Source organism: Arachidicoccus sp., from assembly GCF_050436765.1.
Classification (GTDB): domain Bacteria; phylum Bacteroidota; class Bacteroidia; order Chitinophagales; family Chitinophagaceae; genus Arachidicoccus.
Genome location: NZ_JBNQGD010000199.1, coordinates 55,240 through 79,459, shown reverse-complemented (window position 1 = coordinate 79,459; position 24,220 = coordinate 55,240). Strand labels below are relative to the sequence as shown.

At 38.0% G+C, this 24,220-nt stretch carries 20 protein-coding genes and 1 tRNA gene; 6 read left to right on the top strand and 15 right to left on the bottom strand.

What is annotated here, in order from left to right; genetic code table 11:
* The 3 genes from ACQR30_RS08870 to ACQR30_RS08860 form a co-directional block, all read right to left on the bottom strand.
* On the bottom strand, positions 1–850 hold an 850-nt coding region (locus ACQR30_RS08870; RefSeq protein ID WP_429734154.1), incomplete at its 3' end, for a phosphoenolpyruvate carboxylase.
* A gap of 69 nt (positions 851–919) precedes the next feature.
* On the bottom strand, positions 920–1,999 hold the full coding sequence (locus ACQR30_RS08865) for a mannose-1-phosphate guanylyltransferase (protein WP_429734152.1): 1,080 nt from the start codon (positions 1,997–1,999) through the stop codon (positions 920–922).
* A gap of 33 nt (positions 2,000–2,032) precedes the next feature.
* Positions 2,033–3,055 (bottom strand): aldo/keto reductase, encoded by a 1,023-nt coding sequence (locus ACQR30_RS08860; protein WP_429734150.1) that lies wholly within the window; start codon positions 3,053–3,055, stop codon positions 2,033–2,035.
* A gap of 199 nt (positions 3,056–3,254) precedes the next feature.
* Here ACQR30_RS08860 and ruvB point away from each other — a divergent pair, with 199 nt between their 5' ends.
* The 6 genes from ruvB (at position 3,255) to ACQR30_RS08830 (ending at position 12,150) form a co-directional block, all read left to right on the top strand.
* Positions 3,255–4,286, top strand: coding sequence for a Holliday junction branch migration DNA helicase RuvB (gene ruvB / locus ACQR30_RS08855; RefSeq protein WP_429734148.1), 1,032 nt, complete (start codon positions 3,255–3,257; stop codon positions 4,284–4,286).
* A 174-nt stretch (positions 4,287–4,460) separates the two neighbouring features.
* Positions 4,461–5,768: a chloride channel protein gene (locus ACQR30_RS08850; RefSeq protein WP_429734146.1), complete on the top strand. Its 1,308-nt coding sequence runs from the start codon at positions 4,461–4,463 to the stop codon at positions 5,766–5,768.
* Between the two features lie 137 nt (positions 5,769–5,905).
* Positions 5,906–6,298, top strand: a complete 393-nt coding sequence (locus ACQR30_RS08845; RefSeq protein ID WP_429734144.1) for a hypothetical protein — start codon at positions 5,906–5,908, stop codon at positions 6,296–6,298.
* 148 nt (positions 6,299–6,446) lie between these two features.
* Positions 6,447–7,739 carry a TolC family protein gene (locus tag ACQR30_RS08840; RefSeq protein WP_429734142.1) on the top strand — a complete coding sequence of 431 codons (1,293 nt, stop codon included), beginning with the start codon at positions 6,447–6,449 and terminating at the stop codon, positions 7,737–7,739.
* A gap of 11 nt (positions 7,740–7,750) precedes the next feature.
* Entirely contained in the window at positions 7,751–8,854 is a 1,104-nt protein-coding gene (locus tag ACQR30_RS08835) for an efflux RND transporter periplasmic adaptor subunit (RefSeq protein WP_429734140.1), read from the top strand.
* A gap of 122 nt (positions 8,855–8,976) precedes the next feature.
* Entirely contained in the window at positions 8,977–12,150 is a 3,174-nt protein-coding gene (locus ACQR30_RS08830) for an efflux RND transporter permease subunit (protein ID WP_429734138.1), read from the top strand.
* A gap of 70 nt (positions 12,151–12,220) precedes the next feature.
* Here the strand turns inward: ACQR30_RS08830 and ACQR30_RS08825 are convergent, their stop codons facing one another.
* From ACQR30_RS08825 to ACQR30_RS08770, 12 genes are all read right to left on the bottom strand, one after another.
* The gene (locus ACQR30_RS08825; RefSeq protein WP_429734136.1) at positions 12,221–12,469 is read right to left on the bottom strand and encodes a type B 50S ribosomal protein L31; all 249 of its coding nucleotides are present in this window, start codon (positions 12,467–12,469) and stop codon (positions 12,221–12,223) included.
* A 380-nt stretch (positions 12,470–12,849) separates the two neighbouring features.
* The gene (gene clpX, locus ACQR30_RS08820; RefSeq protein ID WP_429734134.1) at positions 12,850–14,094 is read right to left on the bottom strand and encodes an ATP-dependent Clp protease ATP-binding subunit ClpX; all 1,245 of its coding nucleotides are present in this window, start codon (positions 14,092–14,094) and stop codon (positions 12,850–12,852) included.
* A gap of 140 nt (positions 14,095–14,234) precedes the next feature.
* Complete coding sequence (locus ACQR30_RS08815) at positions 14,235–14,879, bottom strand: ClpP family protease (protein ID WP_429734132.1); 645 nt, start codon at positions 14,877–14,879, stop codon at positions 14,235–14,237.
* 25 nt (positions 14,880–14,904) lie between these two features.
* Positions 14,905–15,597 (bottom strand): ClpP family protease, encoded by a 693-nt coding sequence (locus ACQR30_RS08810; protein ID WP_429734130.1) that lies wholly within the window; start codon positions 15,595–15,597, stop codon positions 14,905–14,907.
* A gap of 439 nt (positions 15,598–16,036) precedes the next feature.
* A complete protein-coding gene (gene tig / locus ACQR30_RS08805) occupies positions 16,037–17,389 on the bottom strand; it encodes a trigger factor (RefSeq protein ID WP_429734128.1) in 1,353 nt (450 codons plus the stop codon).
* Positions 17,390–17,467: 78 nt separating this feature from the next.
* A tRNA-Leu gene (locus ACQR30_RS08800) sits at positions 17,468–17,549 on the bottom strand.
* Between the two features lie 90 nt (positions 17,550–17,639).
* A complete protein-coding gene (locus ACQR30_RS08795) occupies positions 17,640–17,963 on the bottom strand; it encodes a DUF2007 domain-containing protein (RefSeq protein WP_429734126.1) in 324 nt (107 codons plus the stop codon).
* A 92-nt stretch (positions 17,964–18,055) separates the two neighbouring features.
* Positions 18,056–20,104, bottom strand: coding sequence for a (E)-4-hydroxy-3-methylbut-2-enyl-diphosphate synthase (gene ispG / locus ACQR30_RS08790; RefSeq protein WP_429734124.1), 2,049 nt, complete (start codon positions 20,102–20,104; stop codon positions 18,056–18,058).
* Between the two features lie 37 nt (positions 20,105–20,141).
* Positions 20,142–20,678 carry an FUSC family protein gene (locus ACQR30_RS08785; RefSeq protein WP_429734122.1) on the bottom strand — a complete coding sequence of 179 codons (537 nt, stop codon included), beginning with the start codon at positions 20,676–20,678 and terminating at the stop codon, positions 20,142–20,144.
* Positions 20,679–20,794: 116 nt separating this feature from the next.
* Positions 20,795–21,427: a thiol peroxidase gene (gene tpx, locus ACQR30_RS08780; RefSeq protein ID WP_429734120.1), complete on the bottom strand. Its 633-nt coding sequence runs from the start codon at positions 21,425–21,427 to the stop codon at positions 20,795–20,797.
* Between the two features lie 247 nt (positions 21,428–21,674).
* Entirely contained in the window at positions 21,675–23,600 is a 1,926-nt protein-coding gene (gene thrS, locus ACQR30_RS08775; protein WP_429734118.1) for a threonine--tRNA ligase, read from the bottom strand.
* A gap of 96 nt (positions 23,601–23,696) precedes the next feature.
* Positions 23,697–24,220, bottom strand: a 524-nt coding sequence (locus ACQR30_RS08770; protein ID WP_429734116.1) for an ATP-binding cassette domain-containing protein, incomplete at its 5' end; no start/stop codon positions are given.

The following is a 24,220-nucleotide window of genomic DNA, read 5'->3' as shown; positions in this document are numbered from 1 at the left end:
TATGCCGCATTTTACGATTATCTTTATAATAACAGTGTAAAATGGAGCGATTCAATTGTTCAGCTACTAACAAGGTTGTATCAGACTCTACAAAAGGATTGCCGTCGCGATCTCCACCAGGCCAGAAACCCATACGAATAATAGCTGTATCATCTCCTAAAATTTCCGGAAATTGCTCAAGTAAGTTGGCTACAATTTTACCGGAGGCCTGATAAAATACATTTTCCAAATACCAAATGAGGCTCATCGCTTCGTCATAAGGAGTTGGCTTTTGCTTTTTCAAGAAGGGAGTCTTAGCTAATTGTTGCAAATAAGCATTTACATTTTGTGTATTACTTTCCTGCAATGACTTAGATAAATCATTGATAATGCCTAATACTTCCCCTGGATAAAATTGTGTTGGATGTGCTGTCAATACAAGCCTTACAGAGAAATCTTTCAGTTTTTTTGCGAGTTCTTCTTCTTTTTCCTGATCGAGCACCTGTGCCTGCAACTGTTTCATTGTACCATGTCCTTTCATATCTTGGACAGAGGAAAATGAGGCATCTTCCAGTGCATCAAATAGTACAACTTGTCTTTCTGCAAATTGAATAAAGCGGAACAACAAATCAAGTTGGTCGCTTTCTTTGGTTAATGAAGTGTACTGTAGCAAAAAGCTATCAATAAGTTCCACGGGACTTTTTGAATTTTTGAATCCTTCTTCACAATGAATCAAAAATAAAGAGAGTAAGATCCCGGTCTTTTCAATTCGATGAAATGGCAAAGAAGTAAATAAACTGTTGTAAAGCTGAAATCTAATTCCTACTTTATTCTTAAATTGAGCCAACGTGTTACTAGTGGATGGTTGCATTCGGGAATATATTTTATAATAATTGTGTCTTTTATTAATCCGTAAGTGGGGGCTAATTTAAAACAACTTTTATAAATGCTTGTTAGCTTTTTTATCTTTGATTGTCTGAGTAACCTTTTTAATCTCTTGTTCTTTAGACTTAGGGTAGATTAATAATACATCTTTCTCGTCCACTACAATAAAATCGTCCAATCCATTAATTACTACCAATTTTTCCTTTTGAGCAGAAATAATAGAGTTAGTCGTGTTTTCTAATAGGGTGTTTTCTGCATTCGTAACCGCATTATTATTCGCATCTTTTTCTTTTGCACTCCATAGGGAAGTCCAAGTCCCCAAATCACTCCAGCCAACATCAGAGGGAATTGTAAACACATTTTCGGCCTTCTCCATTATTGCATAATCAATGGAAATATTTGGACTGTTCGGGTAGTTATTCTCGATAAAACTTTTTTCGCTTTCTGTATTATAAAAAGAATTTCCCTGATTGAAAATCTGAAAAAGCTCCGGTGAGTATTTCTCAAATGCAGCAATTACGTCTTTTGCCTTCCAAATGAAAATGCCCGCATTCCACAAATAGCTTCCTTCTGCAATATATTTTTTCGCAGTATCTGCATCAGGTTTTTCTTTAAAAGACAAAACTTTTTTCACTTCGTCCTGATTATCAAAATACTGAATATATCCATAACCGGTATCTGGCCTTGAAGGCTGTATGCCCAAGGTCAAAAGCGCCTCATTTTTTTGAAGAAATTGCGTCGCAGTTTTTATTTTCTGATAATAAGTCTCTTCTTTTAAAATCAAATGATCAGAAGGCAAAATAATCATAGTCGCCTCCGGATCTTTTTGATATAACTTAAAGGCAGCATAAGCAATACAGGGCGCCGTATTATTACGTGAGGGCTCTGTTAAAATATTCTCTTTTAGTGCATCGGGCAGATGTGTTGCTATCAAATTTTCATAGAGGCTATTGGTTAATATGATAACGTTTTCTTTCGTAGAAAATTTCACTGCCCGATCCCAAGTCATTTGCATCAGCGATTTTCCTACACCCAAAATATCAATAAATTGTTTGGGTTTTCTTTCGCGGCTTTGTGGCCAGAACCTGCTGCCAACGCCGCCTGCCATAATAATGGTGTAAATATTTGAAGACAAGTTAATGAAGGATTAATGGTGAATGATGAATGACTATTTTTGAATACGATCATAAAAACCACCGAAATTATTTTTACGCATACCTTCTTCCGCAAAAAATTCACCCGGAAAGCCTAATTCTATTTGGCTTATGGTATTCAATCTTTCTATATTTTCTTCAGAAAGTTGCAGTGAAGTCACTCCTAGATTCTCTTCTAGTTGTGAAAGTTTGGTCGCGCCGACGATAGGAATGGTTTTAATGCCTTGCTGTCTGGTCCATTGTAAAGCGACATTCGCCGCTGAAACACCAATTTCGTTAGCAATAGCAACCACTTCCTTAGTAATGGATACACTACGGTCGTTTAATCTTTTACTACTATCTTTAATCCTTCCCTTATCCCCTCTCAAATATTTTCCGGTAAGCGCACCACCGCCTAGTGGTGCCCAAGGCGTGAGCGTTAAACCGAAATGTTTTGCCATGGGAATCAGATCTCTTTCCGGTGTTCGCGCCAATAAGCTATATTCTACTTGCAAAGCTACAAATTTGCTCCAGCCCATTAATTCCGCGTAAGTATTTCCTTTTGAAATGACCCAGGCAGGCGTATCACTAATCGCGATGTAATTTACTTTTCCTTGTGCAACCAAGTCATCTAAGCCACGCATTACCTCTTCTATCGGCGTTAAATCATCCCAAACATGTAAGTATAATAAATCGATAAAGTCGGTCTGTAGTCTTTTTAAACTACCTTCTACACTGCGCATCATATTTTTTCGGTTGTTACCCGACGCGTTGGGATTGGTGTCGTTATCTTTTAAAGAATATTTAGTCGCCAAAACAAAGTAATCCCTATCAACATTTTCATTTTTAAGATAATTGCCTAAGATTTTTTCGCTTGTCCCCAATTTATAGATGTTGGCGGTGTCGATAAAATTGCCACCCGCCTGGGCAAATTTATCCAGAATTTCAAAACTTGCTCTTTCATCTGCACCCCAACCCGCTTCAGTACCAAAGCCCATCGTGCCCAAACAAAGTTCTGATACCTTTAATCCACTTTTGCCTAATGTTGTATAGTTCATAATGTTTATTTTATTATTGAAAGTTGAGAAGATCGAAATGTTTGCTCAATACAAAGATTCGCATAAAATTCAAACCCGAGAACAAACAATACCCATCAACTACTCCACAAAGTTGTTTTAAACATCGCAACAATCCAAGTTTTAAATAATTCAATTTATATCTTTTAACTTTTGCTATTTTACTTTTAACTTTACAGCCATGTCCAACCCAAATTTAAATAATGAGTTATCGCAGATGAATGGTGCTGAACGCGAGTTCGAAAATACCATTCGTCCGAAGGAAATTAATGACTTTTCAGGGCAACCGCAACTTATCGAGAATTTACGCATTTTCATCAAAGCGGCAAAATTACGCGGAGAAGCACTCGATCATGTCCTTTTTCACGGCCCACCCGGATTAGGCAAAACTACACTTTCCAGAATCGTAGCCAATGAGTTGGGCGTCAACATTAAAGAAACTTCTGGCCCGGTGATAGAAAAACCAGGGGATCTTGCCGGATTACTTACCAGTCTGGAACCCAATGACGTATTATTTATCGATGAGATTCATCGTCTGAGTACCGTCGTAGAAGAATATCTATATGCAGCTATGGAGGACTTTCGCATCGATATAATGATTGATTCGGGACCAAATGCACGTAGTATACAATTAACAATCCACCCTTTTACATTAATAGGCGCTACGACAAGAAGTGGTTTATTAACCGCTCCGCTCCTTTCGCGATTTGGTATTAAATCGAGATTAGAATACTACAACTCCGAAGTTTTAACTAGGATTGTGGAAAGAAGTGCTCATATATTAAACGTTCAGTTAAAAGATGATGCGGCATTTGAAATTGCTCGCCGCAGCCGCGGCACACCGCGTATCGCTAATGGATTACTTCGCCGCGTGCGCGATTTTGCACAAGTCTTAAATGACGGAATAATTGATATCGGCATTACCCAACACGCACTCAACGCGCTGAATGTAGATGAGCATGGGTTAGACGAAATGGATAATCGTATTTTGCTTGCTATCATTGAAAAGTTCAAGGGTGGTCCCGTTGGGCTGACAACCATTGCTACCGCCGTTGGTGAAGAGCCTGGCACCTTAGAAGAGGTGTATGAGCCTTTTTTGATTCAAGAAGGATTTTTACAACGCACACCACGAGGACGCGAAGCTACCGAGAAAGCCTATATTCATCTCAATAAAAACCAGCCCAAATATGGTGGGCAGGAGACATTATTCTAACAGCCTGACAAAGCCCACAAACAGTAGTTTTTATGCCAAGAATTAAGGTTCAATAAATTTCTTCAAACCGATTTTATTGTCGTAATTTCGCACCGTTTTTAAGTATATTTCATATTAATTGTCTATCAATTTTCAAACGAAAATTGTGCTTAATTTTTATCATAAAGCACCGTCATGCGCAAAGAAGTACTCAGGGTAAATTATATAAAGCTCATTTTAGCTTCCTTATTGGTAGGGCTGGTATCCACACTTTTAGCAGACTCTCTAAAAAGAATTACAGGATATTATGAAGACGCGATCTATAAGAAAGCGGAACACTACTCTTGGCTTTTTATTGTATTACCTTCTATAGGTATTACGATGATTTATTTTCTTAGAAAATATGCTTTCAAAAACAAGCAAAACAAGGGGATTAAAGAAATATACCATACCATTGAAGAACGCAAGAATGAGCTCCCGGCTTATAAAACGCCCTCACACTATATCAACGGCTTCCTGACAGTGATATTCGGCGGATCCACGGGTGTGGAAGTCTCCACTGTAGTAGCTACTGCAACGGTGGGCGCAGTTGCTCGTAAAAAAACTGGAGTTGCCAAAGCCCATAAAACCGAACTTATTTGTGCCGGTGTTGCAGCCGGTATTGCTACACTATTTTGTAGTCCGCTGGCTGGCCTTCTTTTTTCAGTAGAGGTAATAGCAAGACGGGTTTCTAAAACTATCTTGCTAAGTTGCCTTTGTTCAGTTTTTGTATCTTGGCTCTTTATGTTCTTTATAGAAAATGAAACTATTTTTAAAGAGCTAAGCGCTACTGTATGGCATATAGACGCACTACCGATGTTAATAGTTGTAAGTGCCTTTGCAGGGTTATTAGCAGTATATTTCACAAAAAGCGTAATTTTCATTAAGGAAAAATTTGGCGCCATCAATAACAATTTTCTGCGGGTGAATATAGGTGCTTTGGCTGTTGGCATTGCACTGTTGGCTTTTCCGCAGTTATACGGAGACAGTTATCATGCAGTCCCTGGATTACTTCACCGCATGGAGAGTCAAGCGTTCTCCTTACCTTTTGCACTTACTCTACTGTGTATTTCTTTGTTGAAGCCGCTTGTTGCTTCCCTTACATTAGGAGCGGGTGGCGACGGGGGGGTATTCGCGCCCAGTATTATTGGCGGCGCCATTTTCGGAATGTTTGTAGCCGTTATTTGCAATCAATATTTGCACACCCAATATAGTGTTTTAAACTTTGCTTTAATTGGCGGCGGCGCAATGTTAAGTGCGGCTATTCATGCTCCTTTAACGTCGATATTTCTTACGTGTAACCTAGTTCCTAACGGATTTGAATTATTTTTCCCCATGTTGGTTTGCTGCTTTGTCGGAAAATACACGGCAAAACTGGTATGCAGTTATACTGTTTATAGCTATAAAGGCAAAAAAAGCAAACCTCAAAATACTTCAGATCCTGAGATGCATTTGATTGGATAAAACCCAAATGAATTATTGTAAAACTTCCATTTCTTGCAGCTAAAAGCGTTATCGTATAGGCTGAAATTAATATTTATCAATTATTTATCAACCGTGTAAATGAGGACTGTGTTAATTTTAGCATCGAATTTATTCCAATGAGAAAACTTCTACCCTATTCAAGGAAGTTTATTATGCTGATACTTGCATTACAAATACTTAATCTAAGTGTTTACGGGAGTGCATTTGAGCAACTCATTACTGAAAAAAATGGTAAGAAGCAATTGGAATTAAATCAGATTGATTCCTTTGCCGAGTATCTAGTAGAAATAGTATTAAAACACAACAATGCTTTTCCGGAACAAAAGGGCAACCACACCAAGAACAATTCAAAATCACTGAAAGCCCCTTTTCAATTATTTCATTTGAAGGAACAAGTAGTTTCTTCCATGCCTATTCTTGTAACACTAGAACATCATTCCTATTTTAACATAACCTATGATTATCTTTTTTACAAAGAGATAAATCCCCCTCCACCCCGACTGGCTTAATTTATCCTTATTACTTATCCATGCGCATCAATTATACAACCTGGCATCATTTGCTAAGAGGTCGTCTTTTGAATGCACTTAATCTATCAACTCTACAATCGTTGTCCGGTGTCACCAGACAATGACTGTAGGAAATAAATTTATAATAATGGCTTCTTCTCTAAAAGTGAAGAGGTGTATTGTTGTATTTGTTTTATTGATGCCCTTTTGCGGAAAGGCACAAATAAACAGTACCCAGTCAGATACACTCTTCTTGAACATTGATTCATGTGAGTCAATGTTTCTTAAAAATAATTTGCAATTAATAGCCTCCAGATACAACGTAAGTGCTCAAAAGGCTTTTGAGATTCAGGCGAAACTGTTCCCCAACCCAAGTCTTCAGTTTAATCAAAGTTTCTATAATCCGGAAACAAAAAGCATTTTACCCTTTGGTGAAAACGGTGAAAGTTCAGCGCAGCTTTCACAACTTATTCAATTGGCGGGAAAAAGAAACAAGCAAATAAAATTGGCACAGGCGAATGTGCAATTGTCACAATTGCAGTTTATAGAACTACTTAAGACCTTACGCTATAGCCTCAACACGGATTTCTATGCCATCTTTTATTTGAGCAATTCTGCCAAAGTTTATTCAGCTGAAATCAACTCGTTAAGACACCTCGTAAGTGCTTTTACTATACAACTGCAACAAGGGAATGTTTCTGAAAAAGAGGAGATAAGAGTCAAAGCACAATTGTTCAGCTTAGAATCGGAATACAACGATTTGTGCTTACAAATAAAAGATGTCGAAACTGAACTTTCCCTTCTTTTACAAACAAAAGAAGTTATAGCGCCCAGGCTCAATCAACGCACGATAGACAATCTTAGTCTGCAACAATATCCAGTTGAAACCCTTGTTGACTCGGCATTAATCAATCATCCCGATATCCAAATTGCAAAGTTAAACACACAAATAAGCCGGCTTAATTATAGGTATCAAAGATCACTGGCAGTACCTGATCTCACTTTTTCATTTGGTTATGACCAACAAGGCGGTTATGTAAAGAATTTAACAACGCTGGGGGTGGGAATAGATTTACCATTTTTCAATAGGAATCAAGGCAATATTAAAGCGTCGCAAATGCAAATAAAGATGTCTGAGGTTACAGAACAAACGCAAGAATCTACTATCCAATCGGCAATTAGGAATGCCTATCAAAAAGCACAATCGTACAACAATTTATATCTAGCGCGCGATAAACAATTTGATCAAGATTTTCAAACGATACAGCAGGCAACGCTCAAAAATTATGAAAATAAAAATATTAGCTTGTTGGATTTCCTCGATTTTTACAATGCTTATAAACAAAATGTTATTCAATTAAATACACTACAACTCGACCGTGTAAATGCTTTCGAAGCAATAAATTTTTATACAGGTTGTAGCTTTTTCTCACTCAACTAAAAATATTTATAATGAAAAATAGCAATTATATGGGTTTTGGCATTCTTGCCTGCATAACACTGGCTACTATTCTAACGGGATGTCACAGTTCTCATCAGGATAAATCAGCGCCGGCGTCTGCGTACATTTTGCCTGACTCTTTGTTAGGTGCTATTCAGATAGACACGGTTACAAATGAGCTCTATTCAAGTGCTATCACATTAAATGGAAGAATAGATTTCGACGAAGATCATATCATCAGAATCTACCCAATGGTAAGCGGTATTGCTAACAATATACATACCGCTCTGGGTGACTATGTACAACGAGGTGAGCTACTGGCAACTATTAACAGTTCAGATATGTCTGGTTATTCCAATGATCTTGTAACGGCATCCAATAATCTAATTGTCGCTAAAAGAAATAGAGATGCGGTTAATAGTATGTACAGGAGTGGATTATCGTCAGCTCAAGATAGCTTGAATGCAACAGTACAATACAATCAGGCTAAAGCAAATGTAGATAAAGCAAAACGTGTTCTGGAAAATAATGGTGGTGGCACCAATGGCGATTATTATCTAAGATCTCCTATTAGTGGATTTATTGTACAAAAAAATATCACTAACGGAACACTGATCAGGCCCGATAACAGCAACACCTTGTTTACCCTCTCCAACCTTAATCAGGTCTGGGTAATGGCGGATGTTTATGAATCGAATATCCCATACGTAAAATTAGGAGACAGTGTTAACATCACTACTTTATCCTATCCTGGAAAAATTTTCAGGGGGAAGATCGATAAGATTATGAACATGCTTGATCCTGAAAGCAGGGTCATGAAGGTGCGCATTGTGCTTAACAATCCAGGGTTCTTACTCAAACCAGAAATGTTTGCCAGTGTCGTTGTAAACTATTCAGAGAACAAATCTATGCTTTCAATACCGACCAAATCGCTCATTTTTGATAATAGTCAATATTATGTTCTAATATACAAGAGTCCCTCTGATATTTCCATTTGTCCGGTGCAGATAAACGGAACGAAAGATGATAGGACTTATATTACTTCGGGTGTCGCCCTTGGCGATAAAGTTATTGCGACCCAAGCACTGCTGATATACCAGGCTTTGAACGATTAAACTTCTGGTACCGCTCTTCAAACGCCTCAATCAAGAAGGGACGATACATAAGGTATTTTCCGTCAAGGAAAATTCACTTTACAGATTCAATGTGGTAGTTCAAATAAAATAAAAATAAACACATGAATAAATTATTAAAAAGCATTCTCGCTTTTTCTTTAAAAAATAAATACATGATTTTCTTTGCCACATTGATTATTGTGGTTTGGGGAGTCATTACTTTTCAAAGTATGCCCATTGAGGCATTTCCGGATACAACCAACACAACTGTACAGATTATTACCCAATGGCCGGGCAGAAGTGCAGAAGAGGTAGAAAAATTTGTTACCATTCCGCTAGAAATAGCCATGAACCCGGTACAAAAAAAGGAGAGTTTACGTTCTACAAGTATTTTTGGGCTATCTGTTGTCAATATTCAATTTAACGATGGCGTAAAGGACGATTATGCACGCATGCAGGTAAATAACCTTTTAAGCAATGCAAGTCTGCCGGACGGTATTTCGCCACAAGTTCAACCTCCAACCGGCCCTACGGGTGAAGTTTTCAGATACACTCTTGAAAGTAAATCTCGTAGTCCCAGAGAGCTTAAAACCCTTCAGGATTGGGTGGTAGACCGGCATATAAGATCAGTGCCCGGAATAGCGGACATAGTAAGCTTTGGTGGGATGGTCAAAACTTATGAGATTCAAGTAGATCCACGTAAACTAAACGATTTAGGTATTACCCCTTTAGATGTCTATAATGCAGTAGCAAAAAGCAACATTAATATTGGCGGCGATATTATAGAAAAAAACAATCAAGCTTACGTAGTTCGCGGTATCGGACTTTTGAATAATATAGATGACATTAAAAATATTATTGTTGAAACCATCAAAGGCGTGCCCGTTTTGGTGAATGATGTGGCAAATGTCGAAATATCGAATCTGCCAAGATTAGGTAAAGTCGGTAGATCTGACGCCATCATTAAAGACGGAAAACGAATCATCAAAAACAACGACGATGCAGTCGAAGCCATTGTTTTAATGCGTAAAGGGGAAAATTCTACGGACGTAATCAAAAACTTACAACGAACAATTGAAAAATTAAATACCCAGATACTTCCGCCGGACGTAAAGATTGTGCCTTTTTACAATAGAGAGGATTTGGTAAATTATTCCACCCATACGGTCTTGCATAATCTTACAGAAGGTATGCTACTGGTAACATTGATTGTTTCTCTGTTTATGTTTAATTGGCGAACAACGCTTATCGTATCTATTATTATTCCGCTGTCTTTGCTATTTGCGTTTATCTGTTTAAAACTTATGGGAATGTCCGCTAACCTGCTTTCTTTGGGGGCAATAGATTTTGGGATTATTATAGACGGGGCCGTAGTCATGGTCGAGGGACTCTTTGTTCTGCTCGATCAGAAACAGCGAGAGATAGGGATGGAAAGGTTTAATAAAATTGCTAAATTAGGCCTGCTTAAAAAGCAAGGTGCCGAATTGGGCAAAGCCATCTTTTTTTCTAAACTGATTATCATAACGGCACTCTTACCCATATTTGCTTTCCAGAAAGTGGAAGGCAAAATGTTCTCACCGCTTGCCTATACTTTGGGCTTTGCTTTGTTGGGTGCCTTAATATTCACACTTACGCTCGTCCCCGTTTTGGTTAGTATCCTGCTTAAGAAAAATGTAAAGGAAAAACATAATCCTATTGTCGAAGGCATCACCAAATTTACGATGAGTCTCTTTAAATTTAATTATAGAAATAAAAAACTCACCCTTATTGGCGCGGCAGTTATTGTGGTGGCAGGCTTCTGGGCCTTCAGATTTTTGGGAAGTGAGTTTTTGCCCGAATTGAATGAGGGATCTTTGTATGTAAGAGCCTCACTGCCTTATAGTGTGGCATTAGACAAGTCAGACGAAGTTGCCAACAAGTTGCGCAATATCATGATAAAGTTTCCCGAAATAACGCATGTAACCTCTCAAGATGGTCGCCCGGACGACGGCACAGATGTTACTGGATTTTACAATATTGAATTCGATGTAATGATGCTTCCACAAGAAGACTGGAAGCCAAAGATATCCAAAGAGCAATTGATCGACAGCATGCAAAAAGCGCTGTCCATCTATCCGGGAATTGATTTAAATTTTTCCCAACCCATTATGGACAATGTTGAAGAGGCGGTATCGGGAGTTAAGGGGTCTATTGTCGTAAAGATTTATGGAGACTCACTTAATTATATGGAAGATAAATGTCAACAAGTTTATAATCAACTGAAAACGGTTGATGGGATTCAAGATCTGGGTATAATAAAGAATTTGGGGCAGCCAGAATTAGATATTAATTTAGATGAAAGTAAAATGGCTCGCTATGGCGTAACGACCGCCGATGCAAATGCGGTAATTGAAATGGCTATTGGCGGTAAAGCTGCTACGCAACTCTACGAAGGAATTAGGAAATTCGATGTGCGAATACGATATCCTGAAGAGTTTAGAAAAAATGCGGCCGATATCGGCAATCTGCTTGTACCCACGTTAAGCGGGTCCAAAGTACCTATTAAAGAAATTGCTGAAATCAATTACCATACAGGTGCCTGTCTAATATTTAGAGATAACAACGAAAGATATTCTGCCGTTAAATTTTCCGTCCGAGGCAGAGACATGGGAAGCGCTATAAAAGAGGCGCAGCAAAAAGTAGACAAAAATGTAAACTTAAAAAAAGGTTATTCTATGGTCTGGCAAGGCGATTTTGAGAACCAACAAAGAGCGACAAAACGCTTACAGCAAGTGGTTCCTATTAGTTTATTACTCATATTTTTATTGCTATTTGTCATGTTTGGCAATTTCAAAGATGCCGGCTTAGTATTTACCAACGTCCCTTTTGCTGTTGTAGGTGGGATTGTTTCTCTTTTATTGACCGGAACCAATTTTAGTATCTCGGCAGGCATTGGCTTCATTGCTTTATTTGGTATTTGTATTTTAGAAGGCGTATTATTGATTACTGCCTTTAAAAAGAATATGGAGTTATACAAACACGAACAAAAACCACTCTATATTTCTATAAAGGAAGGCGTAAAATCACTGGTAAGACCCGTAGTAATGACTTCATTAATGGCTGCAATAGGATTATTACCAGCTGCGGTTTCTACTAGTATTGGTTCCGAAAGTTCCCGGCCTTTGGCACGGGTAATTATCGGGGGTATCTTATGTGCTATGGTATTTTCACTATTGGTATTCCCGTTGATTTTCAGATGGGGATATCGCAAAGTCGACACCAAACATAAGGAAGAACAAGGTGATGAATTAAGATAATTACCAATTAGTACAAAAAATCCCATTCATCAAAAATGAATGGGATTTTTTATAAAAAGAAATTGAAAAATTATTTCTTCTGTGCGTAACGTTTTTTGAATTTATCAATACGACCAGCAGTATCTACCAATACATTTTTACCTGTGTAAAAAGGATGTGAGGTATTGGAAATTTCCAATTTGATAATTGGATATTCTACGCCTTCAAAAGTAGTTGTTTCGCTAGATGAAGCTGTAGAACGTGATAAAAATTCTGTACCATTACTCATGTCTTTAAACACGACAAAACGATACTTTTCTGGATGGATACCTTTTTTCATAAAATGAATTTGTTTTAGGCTACACGGATTTTGCCGTATATTTTAAAAAATAATTTGGCTGCAAAGGTAAGAAGTAAAATTCAAAAATCAAAAGGAATAAATGTTTCTACCTGTAGCACCTTTTACAGTGAACTACTCACTTACGAAAAGGCCGATGGTTTAGATTGGATTTCGGAGGCATAGTCTTGTCTAATGGCAACGCCTTACTCAGTTTTTGTTGAGTGTTCTGGCTAGTTCCTAAACCAGACAGTATTTGTAAACCTTGTTTGTCCCTTACATCCGCTCCACACTCACACGGCGGGTGGTTTTACGCTCCTTTTTATACATTCCATCAAATTAGCCTTCTGCTTCCAAACGAATTAATGTCTTTGACGGGTGTCTTAAGCCACTTTCATCATGCCCAACTTACTACTGTCAAATTGTTGTTTGGCGTAATCAAGTGTTAATTCAAAGGTTTTTACATTACTTCCTGGGGTATCAAACATGGCGTCCGTAAGAATGCTTTCGCAGATACTTCGTAAACCACGTGCCCCCAACTTGAATTCCAACGCCTTTTCGGTAATAAAATCTAAGGCATCATTTTCTACAACCAACTTTACTCCTTCTAACTCAAACAACCGTGTATATTGCTTGATCAGGCTGTTTTTAGGCTCCGTTAAGATAGAACGAAGTGTGTTCTTATCTAAAGGATCAAGATGTGTGACTACCGGTAAACGACCTAATAATTCAGGAATTAGCCCAAAAGTTTTCAAATCTTGTGGATTTACAAATTGCAATAAATTTTTCTTTTGTGCTTCTTGTTCTTCCTTATTCACGCTAAAACCTATTGAGTTAGTGTTAATTCGTCTTCCAATAATTCTGTCAATACCATCAAAGGCGCCACCACAGATAAAAAGGATATTTTGTGTACGAACTTTTACCATTTTTTGTTCCGGATGCTTACGCCCACCTTGCGGAGGTACAAGAGCTTCTGTACCTTCCAGCATTTTCAAGAGCCCTTGTTGGACACCTTCCCCACTTACATCACGCGTAATTGACGGGTTATCGCTTTTACGAGCGATTTTATCTATTTCATCGATATAAACAATGCCGTGTTCCGCTGCAGCCACGTCATAGTCGCAGTTCTGTAGCAGGCGTGACAGCATGCTTTCAATGTCCTCACCGACGTAACCAGCCTCGGTAAACACAGTGGCGTCTACAATAGCAAATGGAACATTCAACATTTTAGCAATGCTCTTCGCCAACAATGTTTTACCTGTCCCGGTTTCACCTATCATAATGATGTTACTTTTTTCTATTTCCACATCATCATTTTGCACCTTTTGATTTATTCTTTTAAAGTGATTGTAAACGGCTACAGACAATATTTTCTTCGCGTCTTCCTGCCCAATTACATATTGGTCTAAAAAGAGCTTTATTTCTTTGGGGTTACGTACTTTCAATTCTTTGCGCGGTGCACTCTTTTTTCCATTCGATTGATCTGAATGTAGTTCCTGTGCAATTATTTCTGCCGCATTTTCTATACATTGTTCACAAATGTCTGCATCTGTACCCGAAATAAGTATTTGAACTTCATCACGAGAGCGTCCGCAAAACGAACATTGTGTATGTGTGTTTTTTGCCATTTATATCGATTATCTATTAATGGGGCTATCCATTATCCGTTAAACAATGTTATTTTTATAAATTCGCCCATCTGCAAAATTACAAAAACCGCTCGAAAGAGCGGTTTTATTATATTTTTTATCTTTCTTTTTGTAAAAATTTATAATTTATCTAATATGCCATCAACAATGCCATAAGCCACGGCGCCTTCAGCATCCATGTAGAAATCACGGTCAAAATCTTTTAAAATTTGTTCCACCGATTTACCGCAATTTTCAGCTAATATTTCGGCACCCATTAGTTTGGTTTTTTCTATTTGTTCGGCTTGAATTTCGATATCTGCCGAAGTTGCTTGAAAATAACCGCCAATACTTGGCTGGTGGATCATTACTTCACCATGAGGGAAAATAAACCGCTTCCCCTTTTCTCCTACACTGAGTAGAATGGAGCCCATACTTGCTGCAAGTCCCATACATATGGTGCTTACAGGAGATGAAATCAATTTAATTGTATCATAAATCACCATTCCGCTGGTAACGACGCCCCCCGGGCTGTTGATATAAAATTTGATTTCTTCACCTGGTTTGTCTGCTTCCAGCAACAAGAGTTTGCTTACAATTTCTCGGGCAGATTTGTCATCAACTACACCCCATAAATACACGGCACGCTTTTCTAAAAATAACTCTTCTTGCTTCTTTAAAAGAAGGGGCGTTTTTTGCTCTTCATTATTTTTTGTGGGTGTTTCCGGTTCATCATTTTCCTCCCCTTCTTCCGATAGGAAGGGCTTTTTATATAATAGATTCATAATTTTATCTTTTAGTACTTAAATTTTACAATTCGTTTTTCGATTTTTTAGGATTGGAAACCAGTACTTCATCTACTAGACCATATTCTTTTGCTTCCTGTGCTGTCATCCAGAAATCGCGATCACGGTCTATAGCTACTTGTGCTGGATCTTTGCCACTATGCGCAGCAATGATATTGTCTAACTCATTCTTTATTTTTCTGATTTCTCTTGCAGTAATTTGAATGTCGGATGCCTGTCCGCCAATAGCACCACTCGGCTGATGAATCATTATACGGCTGTGTTTCAATGCACTACGTTTTCCTTTTACGCCTGCAGCCATTAGAATCGCACTCATACTTGCCGCCATACCCGTGCAAATAGTTGATACATCCGGGCTTACAAATTGCATTGTATCATAAATACCCAAACCAGCATATACACTTCCGCCCGGGCTATTGATATACATTTGAATATCACGATTCCTATCTACACTGTCTAAAAACAACAACTGTGCAGTGACAATATTGGCCACATAATCGTTAATGCCTTCTCCTAGAAAAATGATTCTGTCCATCATCAAACGACTAAATACATCCATTGAAGCTACATTCATGGGACGTTCTTCAATAATGTAAGGTGTGAGGTTAGTAAAGCTGTTTCCATAATTGTGCATAGTTGCGCTGCTGATGCCGCGATGCTTTACCGCATATTGTTCAAACTCTTTCTTTATATCCATAATTTTATTTTTTCGATTTGAAAGATATTAATTTTTTGACCTAAAACGAACTTTAGATAACAAAAGATTATTCAAACTTCGTGCAACAGATTTTTTTAGGACAAAAAGGCAGAACGACGAAATTTATATATTGAGCCGAACCACCTAAAAATCTTTAGTTTTCGGAGGAAAGGCGATAATCTTTCTAGATATATGCAGAGTAAGTCACTAGGAAACATATAAATCGTAGTTGGCATATGCCTGCACGGAGCAACCGGTTACGGAATTCAAACTTTTACGCAGACCATATATAGGTCGCGGGGAAGCATAAGGCCAAAAAAAATTGATTTTTTGGTGGTTCATTTAAAGAATTTGAGCAATCATCCGTCGACGATTTAAATAAAAAAATCTACTCCGTTTGCCGAAGTAGATTGATCTTATTAATTTTCTAATTATACACTTAGTGCGCGTGCTGATGTTCTTTTAATAATGCAGCAAATTTTTCTTCTGTAATGCTTTCATCTTTAGCAGTAACTTGTTTTTCTAATTCGCTAAACAATTTACCAATACGGATTTGACCATAGGCGTCATCGATGAATTTTCGATCCCCCATCATTTTGTTTACATATTCTTCCATCCAAGATTCGTCGCCATTTAAGCCCATTTGTCCGCCTAAATAACTCATCAATTGATGACGCGCAAAATCCTTTAATTCTTGTTGTTCAACTTTTACAGCGTTGTCTTCACTTAATTTAGAGGATAAAATAGCCCATTGCAATTGTTTAGCAAAAGTAGGATATTCTTCATCTGCCTCTACTTGCGTTTTTTTGCCTTCACTACTAATAACAATCCAACGTTTCAAAAATGGTTCCGGTAGTTCAATGGACACATGATCAGTTAGATGATGATAAATTTGATCGTGGATTTGCCCGCTTGCCTGCTGAGCAAAATAGTTAGTCAAATCTTCTTTTAAAGCAGCACGGAACTCTTCTTCCGTTTTTATTTCCTTAGTTTGATAAACCTGCGTGAACAATTCTTCATTTAGTTCGGCCTTTTCCAAAAGACCAATTTTAGTTATCGTAAGTGTCGCTTCCTTTTTGGCATCTTCTTTATTGGCTTTATCCAATTTAAGGTCAGTTAAAACACGATCCAAGATATCGCCTTTAAATGCTTTGTCTAACTGAATGGTCACAGCGTCCCCGACTTTTTTCCCTTTAAATTCTTTCTGTTGCGTCTTCGCAATATCTTTTAAATTAACGGCAGTATCACCTTTATTTTCTCCATCAGTTAACTGAATATCTGCGCTGATAATTGTATCGGCATCTTCAATAGTTTCGGGCGTATTGTATTTACCAAAACGAGAAGTGAGGCGTTCGATTTCTTCATCAATCATTTTATCAGTAACTTCTACCTGATAGCGTTTTACATTGATGTCTTTAACATCAATATTCACATCGGGTTGAATACCAATTTCAAATTCAAAAGAATAATCGGTTAGGTTGTTTACTTCAAAGTTTACAGGTTGCTCCTCCAGAGGAATAGGCTGAGCTAAAATCTGTAATTTATTTTCTTGAAGATATTTGTTGATTTCCGCATCAACGGCTTTAATTACTTCTTCGCTCAAAATGCCCTGACCATACATTTTTTTCACTAAACCAGCAGGTACCATTCCTTTGCGAAAGCCTGGTATATTAGCATTTTTAGCATAACCTTTTAAGCTTTTTTCAAAGGTGGGAAGATAATCCTCCTTAAGTATTGTAACGACTAATTTATCGTTTAAGGGCGCTAGATTTTCTCTTGTAATTGTTGCCATAACAAACTCTCCCTGCCCTACCAGGGTGTCTTGTAAAATTAAAAAAAATCCACCTTATTAGGGTAAGGCGGATTAAAGTGCGGATGGAGGGAGTCGAACCCCCACGCCTTGCGGCGCTAGATCCTAAGTCTAGTGCGTCTGCCAATTTCGCCACATCCGCTTGCGTTTTTTAGCTAAATGCTTTTTAACGGGCTGCAAAGATATACAAATATGCATATCGCACAAATATTTTTTGAGGAAAAATTTAGAATTAAAAAACGTGGTTCTTTTTGAAGATATAGAATAGGAAAGCAAACAAAATAATGATGAAAATAAAGGTCGGTATATAAGATGCTTTTTTAGAAATTTTAGGTTGCAAATAGCCTCCTTCTTGCAGTATTTGTACAGCCCTATCAATATCTGTCTGGTGCACTTTTAACTCAACCCCATTGCCAATTCCCGTAAGATAGGTTCCAGTTTGCGCAACTAATTCGTCTTTTGTAAAACAAACAATCCCTTCCGATTCAAGCTTGCCTTTAATTACATAAATTTCAGGTAGGCTCGTGCTGGAATAGATGGTTACGTATGAGGACATTGTTGCTTTCTATTATTTGTTATCGATGACAGTGATTCGTTATTTCGGTTTTTATGGAATGACAAAATAGTTTAAGATTCCTTAAGCAGCTTCTATTGTTGTTCATCTACCCAAACGCCGTTTTCTTTTAATAAACTAATAAGTTCGTCCACCGCAATGTCGTTATCCACATTGCGCTTTACCACTTCTTTGCCTTTATATAAAGTAATTTTTCCTATGCCGCTACCAACATATCCAAAATCTGCATCGGCCATTTCACCTGGTCCATTGACGATGCAGCCCATAATAGCAATTTTTACTCCTTTTAGATGATTGGTTACCGCACGAATTTTCGCCGTGGTTTCCTGCAAGTCAAATAATGTTCTTCCGCAGCTTGGGCAGGAAATGTATTCAGTTTTTGAAATTCTTGTACGTGTTGCCTGCAAAATGCTAAATGCCGAAGTGTTTAAAAATTGTTCTGCTGTCGTATTTTTTTGGTAATTGCGTCCACTTGCATTCTTATAGTTGGTTGACAAATCATCATATGCATCGGATGACAATCCTAAACTGATGCCATCGCCAAAGCCATCGAGAAACAATGCGCCTGCTTCAGTAGAAAAATGAATCAGATGTTCGTCGATGGTCTGCCAATGACTATTGACCATTATAACGACCGGATTTTCTATTTTGCGTTCTAGAAGTTCTATAACCATTCTGCGAATTGCCTGCATCGAGTTTTTACGTTCGCTGCTCAAACAAAAAACTATAGATTTATCATTTGCCAACGCTTCCAAATATTGAAAACTATCTTCTTGCGCTGAAAAACAATCAAGCATTACAAAATTGATATTGGCCTTTTCATCCGTATTTTGAATGTAAGTTTTGGCATCAAAAAGTGGAAAATATTTCTCTTTCTTTTCCTGCAAATCGTAAGCAGCGGGTTGCACTATTACTTTCAAGGTGCCGGGCAATGCAAAGTCCAGTGACTGATAGCCAATAAAAATATAATCTGCTGCTGAATCACTGATGTTCCATTTATCTAAGGCTTCAACGTAAGTATACCCTACTGCTTCTAAATCTTTGGGTTTTATATGGTTGAGCTTCGACAAATCTGCTATAACAACCGGCACCAGATGGCCGCCAATATTACCCACTTCAAATGTCTTCCTTCTATTATATTGAACCGGAGAATACATTAAGGATTGGGTATTTAACGCAGGGACCTTGTAAACATTTTCCCTTAGCACTATTGTGCTATCCAATTTTGTGGTCTTTCCGGCTAATTCATATCTTTTTACCAAATCACGGCAAACCGGAATTTCAAATTCCGAATCTTCTGTAAGTGAAACGCGTACTGTATCACCAATGCCGTCTTCTAACAATGCACCAATGCCTACCGCAGATTTTACACGACCATCCTCGCCGTCTCCGGCTTCGGTAACCCCTAGATGCAACGGATACGCTTCGCCAAATTCCTCCTCCATCTGTTGTACCAGTAATCGATAAGCCTGCACCATTACCTGAGTGTTGCTGGATTTCATGCTCAACACAATGTTGTGATAATTTTCGTCGCGAGAAATACGCAAAAACTCCATAGCACTTTCCACCATTCCCATCGGGGTATCTCCGTAGCGGCTCATAATACGATCGCTCAAACTTCCGTGATTGGTACCGATACGCATTGCCGTTCCATATTCTTTACAAATGTTCACCAATGGTGTAAATTTCTCCCGAATGCGCATTAACTCCTCTGCATACTTTGCGTCGGTATAATCTATCTGTTCAAACTTTTTCTTATCTACGTAATTACCGGGATTCACTCGCACTTTTTCCACAATGCGAGCCGCTATTTCTGCAGCGTTGGGCGTAAAATGAATATCAGCTACTAATGGCGTATGATAACCACGTTTGCGTAATTCATTCTTTATATTCAATAAATTTTCGGCTTCTTTTTTAGAAGGCGCTGTAATACGCACTAACTCGGCTCCGGCGTCAATACAGCGGATAGTCTCTTCCACTGTCGCGATGGTATTCATCGTGTCATTGGTGGTCATCGTCTGCAAACGAATGGGGTTAAAATTTCCAATAAGTAAATCGCCAACTTTTACTTCACGCGTTTTTAAACGACTATATTCTGTGAGGGAATTACAATACAATTTCATAAGGCAAAGATAAGGTGAAATGACGATAGCCTTTTCATTAAGCTTTAGGCAATTGCGAATAATGCTTCTTTACGACCTTTGCCCTGCGCAGAAAGCGTTTGCGTTTATCTTTATAAATGGTAAAATCAAATAACAACGTAAGTAACAATGCTATCAAGCACCCAATAATTACACAAAACATTCTTTCCAAAGCCATGTGATAGGAAGCGTTTTCTTTTTCATACAACAACACAATAATCACTGCCGCCAAAGCCGAACGCGTGGTCGCCTGAATATTCAAAATGGTGGCAATAATAATGGTCATCAATACACCAAAGCACATAAAAAACAGATTCGGGTCATGAATGACAAAAATAATTATTCCCACAACAGAACCTAGAACATTGGCCTTCATACGATCGTAAGCGACCTTTTTGGCATCTCTGTCATCTGGTGAAAATGCAAGTAATACCGAAATGACGCTCCAAAAAAATTGATGTTGCGGAAACATTTCGTAAATAGTATAAGTAATTGTTAGCCCTATAATACACTTGGCTAAGTAAACAAGGAAATTGGTTTCTAAAAGCTTTTTCATGTTATCAGCAGGATTAAGACATTGAAAAACATGCAACCATTCAAATATTTTTTTTTGAAACAAAAAAGATGAACAAAACAAATGCTTTGCCCATCTTTTTTTATTTAATTCATTTCTTATTTTACTGCAGCTAATGCCTTAGCAAAATCTGGCTCATGTGTAATTTCAGGAACTTGTTCTTCGTAAATAATTTTTCCTTCGGGATTAATAACAATCACTGCCCGGCTAAGTAAACCTTTCAAAGGACCGTCGGCCATTTGTACGCCATATTCGTTACCGAAATCAGTACGGAAATCAGAGAGCATAGTGACATTTTTAATACCTTCCGCGCCGCAAAATTGCGCTTGTGCAAAAGGTAGATCTTTGGAAATGCAAAGTACGGCAGTATTTGGTAAACCTGCTGCCTCTTTGTTGAATTCACGCACTGAAGCCGCACACACCCCTGTATTTACACTAGGGAAAATATTTAATATAATATTTTTCCCTTTGAAATCCGATAAACTCTTTTCGGACAAATCATCTGCGACTAAAGTAAAGTTTTTCGCTTCTGTACCAACGGCTGGTAATTTACCTACGGTATGAATATTATTTCCTTTTAAAGTAATGGTGGTCATCGTATTGTTTGTTTTATTTGTTTGTGTAGTTGTTGAATCCGGCCGATTATTTTGTTTGGCATTTGAATTGTCGGGTTGCGAACAAGACAGCAGCGCCAAACTGAGTACAGTGATGATAATAAATGCTTTTTTCATAAAAATATTTAATTCAAATATACAAGCAAAAACTCAATCTGTTTATACCTATATCAATTGTTCGATTTCATTTAACTTATTGCCGAGGTATTAATATATTTAGTCATTTTATAAATTACTACCCATAACGAATAACCTTCTGTTTTTAAATTTCCTTGCTGATTTAAAGGAATAGATAAGAAAGGCTACAAAAAAGTCTACCTCGATTTTGACGAAGTAGACTTTTTTATACCTGTAAATGTTAAAATTACAGGATAGTTTCTTCCTGAATAATCGAAACAAATTCTTCTATTGTTTTTGCACCCAAATCGCCAATTGCTTGTTTTCGCACACCTAGTGTTTTACTTTCCATTTCTTTCTCTCCCACTACCAGCATATAGGGGATTTTAGCTAACTCAGTATCCCGAATTTTTCTACCAATTTTTTCACTTCGATCGTCCACCTCGGAACGGATATTTTTTTGTTTCAAAATAGCTTCAACTTCGTGCGCATAGTCGCTATATTTATCTGAAATTGGCAGAATCTTTACTTGGGTAGGTACAAGCCATAAAGGCAACTTACCTGCGCAGTGTTCCAGCAAGACCGCAACAAATCGCTCCATAGAACCAAATGGCGCTCGGTGTATCATTACTGGGCGCTTACGTGAATTATCACTATCAATATATTCTAATTCAAAACGTTCCGGTAAATTATAATCTACCTGAATCGTCCCCAGTTGCCAACTTCTGCCTAAAGCATCTTTTACCATAAAGTCAAGCTTAGGGCCATAAAATGCAGCTTCACCATATTCTTCTACAGTTCTCAAACCTTTTTCTGCTGCGGCTTCGCGAATAGCATCTTCTGCAATATCCCAGTTGGATTCCGAACCTATATATTTATCCTTATCCTCCTTATCTCGAAGTGAAACTTGTGCGGTAAAATCCTCAAAGCCCAAAGACTTGAAGACAAATAATACCAAATCAATTACCTTTTTAAACTCTTCTTTTACCTGATCGGGGCGGCAAAATAAATGCGCATCATCTTGCGTAAAGCCGCGCACGCGTGTCAAACCATGCAGTTCACCAGCTTGTTCGTAACGATACACAGTACCAAATTCTGCAAAACGTACCGGTAAATCTTTATAGGACTTTGGTGAAGTTTTATATATTTCGCAGTGGTGTGGACAATTCATCGGTTTCAATAAAAACTCTTCCCCTTCATGCGGTGTTTTAATAGATTGAAAGCTATCTTTCCCGTACTTCTCATAGTGACCGGAAGTTTTGTATAGATTGATATTGCCGATATGCGGCGTAATTACAGGCAAATAACCGCTTTCCAATTGAGCTTTCTGCAAAAAATCCTGTAAACGCTGACGCAACATTGCTCCTTTGGGTAGCCACAATGGCAGCCCAGCTCCCACTTTTTCAGAGAAAGCAAATAATTCCAGCTCCTTTCCCAATTTACGGTGGTCACGTTTTTTAGCTTCTTCTAAAAATTCCAGATAAGCATCTAAATCTTTATTCGAGGGAAAAGTAACGCCATAAATACGCGTCAACATTTTGTTCTTCTCGTTACCACGCCAATAAGCGCCGGCAATATTCATTAATTTGATGGCCTTGATAAAGCCGGTATTGGGAATGTGTGGACCACGACACAAATCAGTAAAATTACCTTGTGTGTAAAAAGTAATAGAACCGTCTTGCAGGCCGTCGATCAGCTCCAATTTATAAGGATCTTCCTTTTCTTTGAAATAAGCAATAGCGTCGGATTTGGCAACTTCTTTGCGTGAAAACCGCTCTTTTTTGCCCGCCAACTCTTTCATCTTTTTCTCGATAAGCATTAAATCTTCATCGGTAATTTTTCGATCACCTAAATCAATATCGTAGTAGAAACCATTTTCAATGGGTGGTCCAATGGCAAATTTGGTTTCCGGAAAAATCTCCTGCAGAGCTTCCGCCATTAAGTGTGCTGAAGAATGCCAAAAAGTGGATTTGCCCCCTTTATCATCCCATGTAAGGAATTTTATATGTGCATCTTCCGTTATAGGTCCAAATGCATCTACTACTTTGCCGTCAATTTCAGCCGCCAAAACTTTACGCATTAAGCCCTCGCTAATGGACTTAGCTATATCTAAAGCCGACACGCCATTTTCATATTCACGTATTGCGCCATCGGGAAAACTAATCTTCATCATAAATAATTATCTATTCTTTTTAGGTGTCCAAAGGTAGTTTTTAATTTGTGATTTGTCGTTGAAGATCCAGATTTTTTAATCAACAGTCGTTTCGCTTCACCTAGCTTTTAGCTCTACAATGCTTGTTATATTTATTTGCTCCAAAAAAAATGCATCATGCGACACGACAATGAGGGTTCCTCGATATTTTTTGATGGCGGCTGTAAGTATTTCAATATTTTGTATATCCAAATTATTTGTTGGTTCATCCAAAATAATGAGATCAGGAGATTGGCTACCGATCGTAAGACAACAAAGCATTAAACGCATTCTTTCTCCCCCACTTAATGCGGCGCAAGATTTGTCCCAAAATTCTGTCGTAAACAAAAAACGTGTAAGCCTAATTTTTATTTCATGATCGTGGAATGCAGATCCATTGTAGCGCTGCGCTTGTTCGTAAACGCTTAGATGATTATCAATTAAAGAATAGTCCTGGTCAATATAAATCCAATTATTTTCGGCTCTATAAACTGTTCCTACCTGAGGTTCAAGGATATTTAGAATTATCTTAATTAATGTCGTTTTACCCGAACCATTCATTCCCGTCAACGCGACTCTTTCACCGCTTATAATTTGAATTT

Coding starts and splice junctions, on each gene's coding strand:
- ACQR30_RS08835 (WP_429734140.1), top strand. CDS start 7,751: ATGAAAAATAGCAATTATATGGGTTTTGGCATTCTTGCCTGCATAACA.
- tpx (WP_429734120.1), bottom strand. CDS start 21,427: ATGAAAAAAGCATTTATTATCATCACTGTACTCAGTTTGGCGCTGCTG.
- thrS (WP_429734118.1), bottom strand. CDS start 23,600: ATGATGAAGATTAGTTTTCCCGATGGCGCAATACGTGAATATGAAAAT.
- ispG (WP_429734124.1), bottom strand. CDS start 20,104: ATGAAATTGTATTGTAATTCCCTCACAGAATATAGTCGTTTAAAAACG.
- tig (WP_429734128.1), bottom strand. CDS start 17,389: ATGGCAACAATTACAAGAGAAAATCTAGCGCCCTTAAACGATAAATTA.
- ACQR30_RS08845 (WP_429734144.1), top strand. CDS start 5,906: ATGAGAAAACTTCTACCCTATTCAAGGAAGTTTATTATGCTGATACTT.
- ACQR30_RS08840 (WP_429734142.1), top strand. CDS start 6,447: ATGGCTTCTTCTCTAAAAGTGAAGAGGTGTATTGTTGTATTTGTTTTA.
- ACQR30_RS08785 (WP_429734122.1), bottom strand. CDS start 20,678: ATGAAAAAGCTTTTAGAAACCAATTTCCTTGTTTACTTAGCCAAGTGT.
- ruvB (WP_429734148.1), top strand. CDS start 3,255: ATGTCCAACCCAAATTTAAATAATGAGTTATCGCAGATGAATGGTGCT.
- ACQR30_RS08830 (WP_429734138.1), top strand. CDS start 8,977: ATGAATAAATTATTAAAAAGCATTCTCGCTTTTTCTTTAAAAAATAAA.
- ACQR30_RS08815 (WP_429734132.1), bottom strand. CDS start 14,879: ATGAATCTATTATATAAAAAGCCCTTCCTATCGGAAGAAGGGGAGGAA.
- ACQR30_RS08795 (WP_429734126.1), bottom strand. CDS start 17,963: ATGTCCTCATACGTAACCATCTATTCCAGCACGAGCCTACCTGAAATT.
- ACQR30_RS08825 (WP_429734136.1), bottom strand. CDS start 12,469: ATGAAAAAAGGTATCCATCCAGAAAAGTATCGTTTTGTCGTGTTTAAA.
- ACQR30_RS08850 (WP_429734146.1), top strand. CDS start 4,461: ATGCGCAAAGAAGTACTCAGGGTAAATTATATAAAGCTCATTTTAGCT.
- ACQR30_RS08810 (WP_429734130.1), bottom strand. CDS start 15,597: ATGGATATAAAGAAAGAGTTTGAACAATATGCGGTAAAGCATCGCGGC.
- clpX (WP_429734134.1), bottom strand. CDS start 14,094: ATGGCAAAAAACACACATACACAATGTTCGTTTTGCGGACGCTCTCGT.
- ACQR30_RS08860 (WP_429734150.1), bottom strand. CDS start 3,055: ATGAACTATACAACATTAGGCAAAAGTGGATTAAAGGTATCAGAACTT.